The 2,449-nt window shown below is 68.2% G+C and carries 3 protein-coding genes and 1 pseudogene; all 4 read right to left on the minus strand.

Going from position 1 to position 2,449, the window contains the following annotated elements:
* Positions 1-128: 128 nt before the first annotated feature.
* The 4 genes and pseudogenes from EBE87_RS26110 to tnpA all read right to left on the minus strand — a co-directional run bounded on the left by EBE87_RS26110 (position 129) and on the right by tnpA (position 2,280).
* Positions 129-452 carry a transposase gene (locus EBE87_RS26110; RefSeq protein WP_158601088.1) on the minus strand — a complete coding sequence of 108 codons (324 nt, stop codon included), beginning with the start codon at positions 450-452 and terminating at the stop codon, positions 129-131.
* Positions 453-519: 67 nt separating this feature from the next.
* Positions 520-1,528: pseudogene (locus tag EBE87_RS26115) on the minus strand (IS66 family transposase); the annotation flags it as partial.
* 12 nt (positions 1,529-1,540) lie between these two features.
* Positions 1,541-1,897 (minus strand): IS66 family insertion sequence element accessory protein TnpB, encoded by a 357-nt coding sequence (tnpB, locus tag EBE87_RS26120; protein WP_120641302.1) that lies wholly within the window; start codon positions 1,895-1,897, stop codon positions 1,541-1,543.
* Complete coding sequence (gene tnpA / locus EBE87_RS26125; RefSeq protein ID WP_122140255.1) at positions 1,894-2,280, minus strand: IS66-like element accessory protein TnpA; 387 nt, start codon at positions 2,278-2,280, stop codon at positions 1,894-1,896. Before tnpA ends, tnpB begins: the two co-directional genes overlap by 4 nt.
* Between the last annotated feature and the right edge of the window lie 169 nt (positions 2,281-2,449).

Consider the following 2,449-nt stretch of genomic DNA (forward strand, 5'->3'; position numbering starts at 1 on the left):
GGTTATGCGGGCGCAGCTCGGGTGCTGAGCCAGGCGAGGCGGGCAAAGTTGTACGCCAAGTTGGCCATGCCGATCTTCACCTGGGCCCGGGCCAAGCCGATGGTGCGCACAAAGAGTGCCATGCGGTACTACTGGGCAGCGAAAACATGTTCGATGCCGGAGCGGATCCGAGCGCGTGAGGCATTGGCCTTCGCCTGCCGTTCGGAGAGTTGACGCCGCGGTGGCCTGCGGAACTGAATGCGTTCGGTCAGGCCGCGTCGCTCCAGCACTTCCAGATTGCGCTTCGTACGATAGGCGGTGTCCGCCCAGACGCGGCTGGCGGTGTTCTCGGGATCGAGCAGGATTGGAAAGCTGCGGCTGTCATGCTGGGCGGCATCGGTGACTGTCCAGCGGCGGATCAGCCCGTGCCGCCGGTCGATGCCGATATGGCTCTTGTAGCCGAAGATGGGCACCGCGATCTGGATGTAAGCGCTGTCCAGAGACCCTACGCGGCAGCGCTGACGGTTGATCGCCGGCTTTGGCCCAGCACCAGGGCATGAGTTCGTCGGTGCGGCTGTTGGGCCAACCGTTGACAAGCCGGGTCAGCAGGTCGGTGAAATAGCGCTGTGGATCGACGCCGTTCAGTTTGCAGGTCTCCACCAGAGAGGCGATGGCGGCCCATCTTGCACCACCATCGTCGCCGCTAGCGAACAACGCGTTCTTGCGGCTGAGGCAGATGGGGCGGATGGCCCGCTCCACGGTGTTGGTGTCTGTCTCGATGCGGCCATCGTCGAGGAACTGCTCCAGTCCCTTCCGGTGGTTCAGCGCGTAGCGGATCGCCTCCGCCGTCGGACTACTCCGCGGCAGGCGCCCGTGTTGCGCCTCGAGCCAGGTGAACAGATCCGCCACCAGCGGCCGACTGCGGGCTTGGCGCACCGCCAGACGTTCCTCGGCCGGACGCCACCAGCACCTGGGCGACGGCGGCCTCGGTCGGCAGCCCGCCCGGCACCAGCCGCTCCGGCGCGGGCGCCTGCAGCACCACGCCGGGACAGGCGCGGCAGGCCAGCTTGGGGCGCCTGGTGATCAGCACCCGGAACTGCGCTGGCAGCACGTCGAGCCGTTCGGCGCTGTCGCTGCCGATCTCGACCAGCCGCCCATCGCAACAAGGACAGGTCTCCCGCTCGGGCATCAGCAGCTGCTCGATGCGCGGCAGGTGCGCTGGCAACCGGCCGCGGTTGCCGCGGCGGCGCTTGGCCTGCTGTTCCCGCAGTGCCTTTGAGTTCTTGCCTGCCTCGGCCTCGCTGGCCGCCAGCGTGGCCTCGATCTCCTCGAACGCGAACAGCAGCTGGTCTTCGGGCAGGCGCTCCGACTTCTGCCCGAACTGCCGCCGCTTCAACGTCAGCAGCAGGTGGTGCAGCTGCTCGTTCCGGGCTGCCAGCGCGTCGCGCTCGGCCATGGCGGCATCGCGCTGCTCCAGCGTCGCCAGCAGCAGCGCCCGCAGCGCGGCGGGATCCTCCGGCAGGCTCGGCATGGTGTCCGCGGCGCCCATCACGCAGGGATTCTAGGCAGGCACGCTCGGCGTGGGAATCCGTTTCGTGCTCTGCACCCGCGTCCAGTCGATGCCGTCGAACAGCGCGGCGAACTCCACCGGCGTCAGCCGCACCGCACCGTCAACGATGGGTGGCCAGCGGAAGGCTCCACCCTCCAACTGCTTGGCGATCAGGACCAGCCCACTGCCGTCCCAGAGCACGATCTTGATCCGGTCGGCACGCTTGGCCCGGAACACCAGCACCGCTCCCGAGAATGGATCGGCGCTCAGCACCTCGGCCGCCAGGGCGGCCAGGCCGTGAACTCCTTTGCGGAAATCCACCGGCTGGCTGGACAGCAGCACGCGCGCACCCGAGGGCAGCGTGATCACGCCGCCGAGGTCCGCAGCGCGCGAAGCACCATCACCAACAGGGCCGGGTCCGTCTCTGGCAACACCCGCACAAGCGCCCCAGCCACCTGGATCTCGATGCAGGGCGATGGGGCAGACTCCCGCGCCGCCACACTGGGCTCCGCCACGATCGGCACGAACGTGGGCGGCGCGTTGTGCCGCATCTCCCGCCGCCAGGTGAACACCTGCTGTGAGCAGACCTGCCAGCGACGCGCCACCTCGGCGATGACGGCGCCGGGTGCGAGCGTCTCCGCGACGATCCGTGCCTTGGCTTCCTCCGACCACCGGCGGCGGCGCCCCGGCCCTGTCAGCACCTCGACCCGGCGGTATCCGCGGTCATTCGCGTCATCATTAACGTCGACCATAATGTCGGCTTGAAGCTCCCCGCCTGAAGGCGAGGCAGCACAGTATCGGCACACTTGGGAAGAAGGGCGCCCAGACAGCGCTTACATCTGGATGGCCTGGCGCTGCGCACTTTCTGGTTTGGGCTTGGTCCTGCCGCGCTTGAGCGTCCACCGCGCATCTCGATCCTTC

Source organism: Teichococcus wenyumeiae (genome assembly GCF_003696345.1).
Taxonomy (GTDB): domain Bacteria; phylum Pseudomonadota; class Alphaproteobacteria; order Acetobacterales; family Acetobacteraceae; genus Pseudoroseomonas; species Pseudoroseomonas wenyumeiae.